Genomic DNA, 8,364 nt, shown 5'->3' on the forward strand with positions numbered 1-8,364 from the left:
GGTCAGCACCTTCTCCTACGACCCCGTGGGGCGGCTGATGGAGGCCGTCGGCCCGGAGGTGGCACTGACGTACCGGCGGGACCGGATGGGCCGGGCCATAGCGGAAGTCGTCGGCGACCGCGTTCTCACCCGCGCCTACGACGCCCTGGGCCGCCCCGTGCGCCGCACCACCCCCTCCGGCGCCAAGTCCACCTTTACGTACGACGCGGCGGGCCGCCGCACCACGCTGACCACCTGCGGCCACACCCTCGACTTCACGTATGACGCGGTAGGCCGGGAAACCACCCGCCAACTTGGGCCCAACGCCTCACTCGCGCAGATCTGGGACCCGGCCGGACGGCTGTCCGAGCAGACCCTGACCACCGGCCCGGAAAGCGGAACCCTCCAGCACCGGGCGTACACCTACCGCCCCGACGGCCACCTCACCGCCATCGACGACCAGCTCAGCGGCCCCCGCACCTTCGACCTCGACGACGCGGGCCGGGTCACCACCGTCCGCGCCCAGAGCTGGACGGAGACCTACGCCTACGACGAGGCGGGCAACCAGACCCACGCCACCTGGCCACACGAACACCCCGCCACCGCCGACACCACCGGCCCGCGCACCTACACCGGCACCCGCATCACCCGCGCCGGACGCGTCCGCTACGAACACGACCCCGCAGGCCGCCCCACCCTCCGCCAGAAAACCCGCCTGTCAGCCAAGCCCGACACCTGGCGCTACACCTGGGACGCCGAATACCACCTGACCACCCTCACCACCCCCGACGGCACGCTCTGGCGCTACCTCTACGACCCCCTCGGCCGACGCACCGCCAAACAACGCCTCGCACGCGACGGCCACACCATCGCCGAACAGGTCGACTTCACCTGGGACCGCAACACCCTCGTCGAACAGACCGCCACCGCACCGGACCTCCCCGGCCCGACCACCCTCACCTGGGAACACCAGGGCTTCCGTCCCCTCGCCCAGACCGAGCGGGTCACCGAGGCCACCACCCAGCGCGAGATCGACCGCCGCTTCTACGCCATCGTCACCGATCTGGCCGGCACCCCCACCGAACTCGTCGACGAGAACGGCGACATCGCCTGGCGCACCCGTACCACCCTCTGGGGCACCACGGCAGAAGACCGCGCGAGCACCACTCCGCTGCGCTTCCCCGGCCAGTACCACGACCCCGAAAGCGGCCTCCACTACAACCACCACCGCTACTACGACCCCACCACCGCCCGCTACCTCACCCCCGACCCCCTAGGTCTAACCCCCGCGCCCAACCCGGTCGCCTACGTCCCCAACCCCCACCGCCGGGTCGACCCGCTGGGGCTCACGCCCTGCCACCTGCTGGACTACCTCCCCGAGGAACGCCCGGACGGTGAGCTGGTGTTCGCCGGCCATGGTGGCCTGGAGCCCGACCTGCCGACGTTCCCGGTCCCCGAGGGCACGAGTGTCGCCGTGTACTCCGATGTCGGCGAGCCTCTGTCGGTCTGGGACGCGAATCACATCATCGCCGGACACCCGAGCATGGAAGCGGAGCTCAAGTATGTGTACCAGCCGGGGGAGATGATGCCGGACTTCACCCTGGCCCCGAAGGACGATCTGGCCCTCCGTGGCAACTACATCGGTACGGAGAAGAATCCGGTCAATCTGTCCTTCATGCTCGATCCGAACATGGGCCGGGTGCACTGGGCAGCGTGCAGCACGATCATCGAGTGACCGGTCGGACGGAGCGAGGGGCATACGACATGAGTGACCCGGTCGAGCTGCTGTGGCCGACCACCCTGGACGACGCGCTGCGCGCGAGGATGCATCGGATGGTCCACGCCGTCAGCGAGACCGGCGGGGCCATCGGCTACCTCGCGCCGCCCAGCCGCGCGGAGACCGACGCCTGGCTCGACGGAGTGCTGGCCGACGTACGGGCCGGGGACGCGGCGTTCGCCCTGGCGACGTCGAAGGGCGAGTCGTCGGCGGACGAGTCGGGCGAGGTGCTGGGCTGCGCACTCTGGCGGCGGCGCGCGACCGTGGCCAGCTACCGGCACACCGCCGAGCTCCAGCAGGTCATGACCCACCCCGCGGCCCGTGGCCGGGGCATCGGCCGGCTCCTGGTGTCCGCGCTGATCGACGACGTACGCACGGCCGGTCTGGAGCTGCTGCTCCTGGGCGTACGCGGTAACAACCACGGCGCGATCGCGCTGTACGAGGACCTGGGCTTCCGGGAGTGGGGCCGGCTGCCGAGCGGGATAGCCGTCGGCGACGAGCGCTTCGACGACGTCAAGATGTACCTGGAGCTGGGCCGCCCCGCCGGGGTCGCGGTACACGGCTCGGCGGCGGTCGGCGCGGGGGCTTCGTCGCGCCGCGCGTGATCGAGGTCCCGGCGTGGTGGCTTCGGCTCGTCACGGCGTCACGGCGTCACGGCGGGGGTGTGAGTGAGGCCAGCGCGGCGGGCCGCACCGCACCAGCAGCGACTGAGCCGAGCAGCAGTTCGGCCAGGTCATGGGGGCGCGCCTGCTCACCGGTCGGAGCCGCCGCCGCGATCCGGTCCAGCCGGAAACCCCGGCCGGCCCGCCGTATGCGGCACCAGGCGATGAGGTACCACCGGCCGTCGGCGGTGAGCAGCCCGGCCGGTTCCACGACGCGGTCGCTTTCGCGTCCTGCCGCGTCGACGTAGGACAGCCGCAGCACCATGTTGTCGGTGACGGCCGCTTCCACCGCGGCGCGGACCGCGGAGTCGGTCCGCGACGGCAGCGCGACGATCCGTGCGGCCAGTTCCCGGGCCGCCGCCGAGGCGGGACCGGTCAACGAGGCCGTGATCTTCTGGTACGCCGTGCGGGCCGCACCGGCGTAGGGGGCGGCCGTGTCGGCCGCGGCCAGCGCGGCGGCCAATGCCCAGGCCTCATCGGCGGTGAAGTGCATCGGGGGCAGAGTCATCGCCGGGTCGACCCTCCAGCCCCCGCCGCGCCCGGGCGTGGTGCGCACCGGGACACCGGACTCCATCAGCGCCTGAAGGTCTCGCTGCACCGTGCGCGTGCTGACCTCGAACCGTGCGGCGAGCGCCGCGACCGTCAGCGGCCGTGGCGCCGCCGCGCGCAACTCTTCCACCAGTGCGTAGAGCCGAGCAGTGCGGTTCATGAGGCCGACGCTACCGTCCGGCGGTGGCCAGGAACTCCCGCTCACGTTCCTGTTCCCGCCCGGTGATGGTCAGCGGGAACAGGGTGAAGCCGTGCATCGCGCCGGCGACGACGCCCAGCTGCACGGCCGCGCCCGCCGCCTGCCACCGCTGGGACAGAAACAGAGAGTCGTCCAGCAGCGGATCCTCCGTACCGACGACCATCCGGGCGGGCGGCAAGCCGGTCAGATCGGCGAACAGTGGCGAGATCTCCGCGTCGCGGCGCCGCTCCGCCCCCATCCCGGGTGTGACCAGCTCATAGCTGCCCCGCAGCGTGTCCGTATTGCTCAGCAGCCGCCTGGAGCCGAACGACCGCTGGCTCGGCGTCATCGACAGGTCGTACGGGCCGAAGAGCAGGTTGGCGGCCCGGAACGCGCCAGTGATGCCGTGCCGGTCGCGAAGGCGCAGCAGCGTCACGACACTCAGGTGGGCGCCGGCCGATTCCCCGCCGATCAGCAGCCGCCCGGTGCCGAACTCCGCTGCGGCGTGGCCCACCAGCCACCGGGCCGCCGCTTCACAGTCGTCGGGCCCGGCGGGAAACGGGTGCTCCGGCGCCAGCCGGTACTGCACGCTCACAACAGCCAGCCGCGCCCGCACGGCCAGCCGCCACAGCCTCTCATCCTGCCCGTCCGCAGAGCCGAACGCCCAGCCACCCCCGTGTATGTGCAGATACACGCCGTCGACCTGCCCCGGCACGAACACCCGGACCCCCACCCCACCAGCAACGACGCGGTCTTGGCCATGCGGCAGCCTCACGGGTGGTGTGTCGCCGCCGAGGCGGTTACGCCGCAGGCGCGCGAGCACGGTCGCGTCCGGTGTTTGCTCGCGGGGCGGGCGGCTTGCGGCGGCGGCCTCGAATTGTTCGTTGAACGCCAGGGTCTCGGCGAGGCAGTCCTCATCGGTGATCGTCATGCCGTCGACAGTCGCAGCCGTCCGCGACAACACCCTGTCACCGTTTCCTGGTGAGCTGCGTCATAGCAGTGAGGGCGGGGCGTTAGTGGGACGTTAGCGGCTCGGCAGCCGCACGGCAGTGGCACGACAGCGGGGGGCGAGAGGCTTGAGCCGTACCGAGAAAGACACACCGGAAACGGCCAAGTCCATCTGGGGGGAACCCACCATGTCGATCACCGCCTTCGCCACCCGCCGCGCCCGTACCGTGCGCCTGGCCGCGGTTGGCCTGACCGCGGTCGCCGCCCTCACTCTCACCGCCTGCAACAGCGACGAGGGCACCGGCACCAAGAACGAGGGCAAGGCGGACAGCCCGAGCTCGGCCCCGGCCGACCAGACGTCGGGCTCCGGCGGCTCGGACACCACGGGCGGCGCGAGCGACGGGAAGAAGGGCGGCGGCACCGGGCAGTCCGGGTCCTCCAAGGACGGCGCCAACGGCTCGGATGGCTCTGAGCAGGAGATCGGCCCCTGTGACATCAACAAGCTGACGGTCGGCGTCAAGTCGGTTCAGCGGCCGGTGAACTACATGGTGCTCGAGGTCAACAACCACGCGGGCGTGGACTGCAACATGCCCGGCTACCCGGTCCTGAAGTTCGGCGAGGACGCCCAGGCCGCCACCCCGGTGTACGAGGACAGCAAGCCGCAGGCCGTGGTCACCCTCGCCCCCGGCGAGACCGCGTACGCGGGCATCCGCACCTCCTCCGCCGACGGCTCGGGCCAGAACGGCTACAAGGCCACCTCCCTGGAGGTCTTCCTCGAAGGCTCCGACGACTCCAAGTCCGTCGAACTCCCCGGCGGCTCCGTCTACATCGACGACACCGCCCAGGTCACCTACTGGCAGAGCGACCTGACCAACGCCCTCGACTAAAGCACCCAGCCGATAGTCCAGCCGACTCGCTCAGCCCACTCGGTCAGCTGACGACCGGCCGACCAACCCGGCCCACAGACCCGGGGAGCCGCCTCCCCCCGGCTTCCCGCCCCGATGGCCCCCGCCCCCGCGGGGGCCATCGGCGTTCCGGGCGAGGCATCGGGTGGGATCTTCCGGCGGTAGCTAAGACTTATCCCGTATGTGTCTACGAGGGCGGCCGGTGTGCGGTCGTGTCGTTCCGGCGTGGGCCTTGGGCCGCTCGGGTGCGGGTCGGGTCTCATCCGGGGTTGTCACGGTGCAGGGTCCGGCGTTTCGCCGAGCAGAGGCCGTCCGTTGCCGGGGAAGGGTCTTCCGGCGGGTTTCGGCTGCCGCGCGGGTCCGGCCCGGAGGCACGGACTTCGGTGCGGTTGACTCGGTCAGGGCTTGGTCGCAGTGATGGGTGCGCTGGCGCAGAGATTTGGGTGTGCGTCGGCCGCACAGGCAGTGCTGCGATAGGGCGGTGGTGAAGGTCGAGGCGCGCAGGAGCCGTCCGCCGGTGGCCATGCACTCGGCGGCGAGTGCGGCAATCAGCCGTCCGGGAGTGGTCGCCGAGCAGGCGCGGCCCCACAGGCGGAACCAGGTGCGGATGTCACAGTCCTCGACGGTCAGGTTCGGGCCGTGGGCAGCGACCACAGCGGCGGCGATCTTCTTCGCACGGTGACGGGATGCCTCGGCCGCACTTGCAGCCGCGGCACTGTGACGGGCCCGCAGATTCCGGTAGCCGGTGCTGAGCGTGTCACGGCGGTAGGCCTGTTGGGGTTTTCCGGTCGCGGTGGTGCGCCGGGGCCCGCCCGGGACGGTCACCGCCTTGGTAGGCAGGCCTGCTGCCTGTCGGCGTTCGTCGCGGGCCTTTTGACGTCGGGAGCGCTGGTACTGCTGGGGGTTGGAGGCGCGCCGCGAACGGTCAAGAGCGCGCTGGCGCCCCCGGGCCTTCCTGCGCCCTGCGGCCAGCACGTGTTGCTCCTGCTCGCTCAGGGTGATCCGGTCGGAGCGCACGCCGCCGTCATCGGGGTTGAGCGTGGCGGGCAGGGAGACGACGGCGAGGTTGGAGACGTTGCCGTCCACCCCGCCGATACGCTCCAGGGCGGCGGCCTGGCGGCGCCGGGTACGGGTGGCGGTGGAGGCGTGGCCGGGGGCCAGGATCATCAGATGGGCCTCGTAGGCCCAGCCGCCGGGGGCGGCCGGATCCCGCCTGCGCACCAGGTCGATCTTGTGCCACCGGCTCGGGTCGTTCAGGTAGTGCAGCAGATAGGGCCAGCGTCCGGCGCCTTGCGCAAGCCGTACCGGCAGGACAATCTCCCCGCGTCCGATGGGGCCTCCGGCGAAGACGACGGTCAGCGGCCCGGTGTGGTCGAACCAGGTCGCCGCCCTGCCGCGTGGGCGCCCCCGGGCATCGGTGGTCCCGGTGAGGATGCGGCCGGTGGGCCGGGCGGGGACGGGTATGCGGCGGGGCTGGGCCAGCACCCGCACGCCCGGGGGGAGCCCGGCGGCCTGGGCGGGGGTGGTGATGTGGTCGGACAATGCGGGGTGCCGGAAGGTGTTCAGGTGTCCGGCGAGGGTGCCGTGCAGGCGGAAGGTCTCCCACTTGCGCTCGGTGGTGTGCGAGCGGGCCCGGCCCGGGATGCGGGTGTACTCCCACCAGGTCCCGGTCCTAGGGCGCCCGACCCGCCGCCCCGATGCGTCGGGGTGCAGGTGCCGGGCCACACCGGCCCACACCTCGTCGGCTTGGTGCATCACCAACGCCTTCGATACATGATCGCTCAACCAGCGTGAGCGCTCCAGATGCTGATACGCGCGCCGCTCCAGCCCGGCGCGGGACAGGCCCAGCTCGGCCCGCCATGCATTCACGTCCCGCTCGCGCCGCACATCACCGGCCCAGTAGGCGTCCACCACCGCCCTCGCATCACGCTGCACGGCGCGTTTGACCTGCCACATCGCCGAAAACAACTGCTCCACCCGGCGGCGGACATCCACATCGCCGACGACCAACGGCAGACGGATCACCGACACCGGCGCATCCTCCGCCCGCCGCCACACCTCACCCCGGTTCGGCCCCCGAAACCGCCGCCCCGACCCAGGAGCAGGAGCAGGAGCAGCCAATGATCGACTCACCACACACTCCCCCTCTCCCGGACCAGCGTCAGCGTCAGCGTCAGCGTCAGCGTCAGCGTCAGCGTCAGCGTCAGCGTCAGCGTCAGCGTCAGGCATAACGTCATGAAGTCTGTTCGGGTTACGGTCAGTTGTATGAAACTTCGTCTCGCCACCTGCCGTTCAGCTCAGTTGAAGGCGTGGACGGGCTGTCCGGGCCGCAGCTGCACACCCTGATCACCCGGTTGTGGCGGCGCCGCCCGGACAGCGGGTGCGGCCGGCCCTGGTCACTCGCCTTCGGCGACCGGGTGCTGCTGGTCGTCCTGGGCTACCGCACCAACCTCACCATGGAGCAGCTGGCCGCGCTGTTCGCCACCACGGACTCCACCGTGCACCGGCCCGCCGCCCACCGACCGGCGGGAGCTGTGGCTGGTGGACGGCACCCTCATTCCGGTGCATGACCAGCGGAAAACGAAGAAGTCGAAGACCTACCGGCGCAGTGAGAATGTGCAGATCGTCTGCCGGGCCCGTGACCGCCGTATCGTCGCGGTCGGCGATGCCTGGCCGGGCAACCGCAACGATGTGGTGGTCTTCCGGGAGACCGTCGGCAAGACCCTGCCCGCTCATCCCCGCCTGTCCGGCGACGGTGGGTATCAAGGGATCGAGCGGATCCGCTCGCCCCGGCGCGGGCCTGATCGGAAGATCATCAAGGACCGGGCCTACCGGCGGTTCCGCAAGCGCCGCGCCGTCGCCGAACACACCATCGCGCGCCTCAAGGACCACCAAGTCCTCCGCCAGTGCCGCCGCAGGGGAGAAGGGATCAACCACGCTGTCGCCGGCATCGCTGCTCTGCACAACCTGAAACTGGAGATCAACGGCTGACGACAGATCCGCAACTGCTCACAGGAAACCATGCCTGACCTGGCATTACGGGATACCTCTTAGGGAAGTATGGGGCAGGGGATGGTCGGGCGGGCCCGGTTCGCGCTGCACGCGACCAGCTGCACTGAGGCGAATCCTGTCCCCCGCAGATACCAGCCGCCGACGACGTCCCCACCCCAGCTGAGCCGGTCTTCTGCGGCGGCGAAGCGTTCGGCTTGTCGGGTGGGGTTCTTGTCGTGGTCGGTCATGAAGGTGGGGGCCAGTTCGGTGACCTGGTCTCGGTACCAGGCCGAGGCTTTCTGAGGTTCCTGGAAGGTGGCTTTGATCGTTCTGGCTGGGCGCAGTAGCCAGTGTGCTACCTCCAGGGGTGGTACG

The 8,364-nt window shown here is 70.9% G+C and carries 8 protein-coding genes and 1 pseudogene; 5 read left to right on the plus strand and 4 right to left on the minus strand.

Annotated features, from left to right (window positions below; all coding sequences use genetic code 11):
* Positions 1 to 1,714, plus strand: a 1,714-nt coding sequence (locus tag ACFV2X_RS54775; RefSeq protein WP_385631655.1) for an RHS repeat-associated core domain-containing protein, incomplete at its 5' end; no start/stop codon positions are given.
* Positions 1,715 to 1,743: 29 nt separating this feature from the next.
* Complete coding sequence (locus ACFV2X_RS54780; RefSeq protein WP_385631657.1) at positions 1,744 to 2,361, plus strand: GNAT family N-acetyltransferase; 618 nt, start codon at positions 1,744 to 1,746, stop codon at positions 2,359 to 2,361.
* 46 nt (positions 2,362 to 2,407) lie between these two features.
* Here the strand turns inward: ACFV2X_RS54780 and ACFV2X_RS54785 are convergent, their stop codons facing one another.
* Both ACFV2X_RS54785 and ACFV2X_RS54790 read right to left on the minus strand, forming a co-directional pair.
* The gene (locus tag ACFV2X_RS54785; protein WP_385631659.1) at positions 2,408 to 3,127 is read right to left on the minus strand and encodes a helix-turn-helix transcriptional regulator; all 720 of its coding nucleotides are present in this window, start codon (positions 3,125 to 3,127) and stop codon (positions 2,408 to 2,410) included.
* Between the two features lie 10 nt (positions 3,128 to 3,137).
* The gene (locus ACFV2X_RS54790) at positions 3,138 to 4,076 is read right to left on the minus strand and encodes an alpha/beta hydrolase (protein ID WP_385631661.1); all 939 of its coding nucleotides are present in this window, start codon (positions 4,074 to 4,076) and stop codon (positions 3,138 to 3,140) included.
* 205 nt (positions 4,077 to 4,281) lie between these two features.
* Between ACFV2X_RS54790 and ACFV2X_RS54795 the strand changes: the two genes are divergently transcribed.
* Complete coding sequence (locus ACFV2X_RS54795) at positions 4,282 to 4,980, plus strand: DUF4232 domain-containing protein (RefSeq protein WP_385631663.1); 699 nt, start codon at positions 4,282 to 4,284, stop codon at positions 4,978 to 4,980.
* 183 nt (positions 4,981 to 5,163) lie between these two features.
* Here the strand turns inward: ACFV2X_RS54795 and ACFV2X_RS54800 are convergent, their stop codons facing one another.
* Positions 5,164 to 7,029 carry a transposase gene (locus ACFV2X_RS54800; protein WP_385631665.1) on the minus strand — a complete coding sequence of 622 codons (1,866 nt, stop codon included), beginning with the start codon at positions 7,027 to 7,029 and terminating at the stop codon, positions 5,164 to 5,166.
* 278 nt (positions 7,030 to 7,307) lie between these two features.
* Here ACFV2X_RS54800 and ACFV2X_RS54805 point away from each other — a divergent pair, with 278 nt between their 5' ends.
* Complete coding sequence (locus tag ACFV2X_RS54805) at positions 7,308 to 7,568, plus strand: transposase family protein (protein WP_385631668.1); 261 nt, start codon at positions 7,308 to 7,310, stop codon at positions 7,566 to 7,568.
* A complete protein-coding gene (locus ACFV2X_RS54810) occupies positions 7,540 to 7,989 on the plus strand; it encodes a transposase (RefSeq protein ID WP_385631671.1) in 450 nt (149 codons plus the stop codon). Before ACFV2X_RS54805 ends, ACFV2X_RS54810 begins: the two co-directional genes overlap by 29 nt.
* Positions 7,990 to 8,048: 59 nt before the next feature.
* On the opposite strand, the pseudogene ACFV2X_RS54815 reads toward ACFV2X_RS54810, so the two are convergent.
* Positions 8,049 to 8,364: pseudogene (locus ACFV2X_RS54815) on the minus strand (hypothetical protein); the annotation flags it as partial.

The organism is Streptomyces sp. NPDC059679, from assembly GCF_042734105.1.
Taxonomy (GTDB): domain Bacteria; phylum Actinomycetota; class Actinomycetes; order Streptomycetales; family Streptomycetaceae; genus Streptomyces.